This is a genomic window from Bradyrhizobium campsiandrae (genome assembly GCF_014529705.1).
GTDB lineage: Bacteria > Pseudomonadota > Alphaproteobacteria > Rhizobiales > Xanthobacteraceae > Bradyrhizobium > Bradyrhizobium campsiandrae.
Genome location: NZ_JAANIH010000397.1, coordinates 1 through 243, shown reverse-complemented (window position 1 = coordinate 243; position 243 = coordinate 1). Strand labels below are relative to the sequence as shown.

Here is a 243-nt window from a genome sequence, read left to right as displayed (position 1 = left end):
GGCGTGATCACCTGTTCCTGCAACGCGCGCAGGATCTTGGCTTGCATCGCGAGCGGCATGTCGCCGATTTCGTCGAGGAACAGCGTGCCGTTGGCGGCCTCACGGAAGGCGCCGGCCCGGTCGGCGGCAAGCCGGTGCACACCAAGGCACGCGTCATTGCAGCGACCCATCGCGATCTCGCCAAGCTCACTGCCACGGGCGAATTCCGCGAGGATCTCTATTACCGGCTCAACGTGGTGCAGA

2 pseudogenes are annotated in these 243 nt (G+C 65.0%); one reads left to right on the top strand and one right to left on the bottom strand.

Features of this window, described 5'->3' with window-relative positions:
* Positions 1–125 (bottom strand): annotated as a pseudogene (locus tag G8O24_RS44005) (sigma 54-interacting transcriptional regulator); the annotation flags it as partial.
* A gap of 24 nt (positions 126–149) precedes the next feature.
* On the opposite strand from G8O24_RS44005, the pseudogene G8O24_RS44955 reads away from it, so the two are divergent.
* Positions 150–243, top strand: a pseudogene (locus G8O24_RS44955) (sigma 54-interacting transcriptional regulator); the annotation flags it as partial.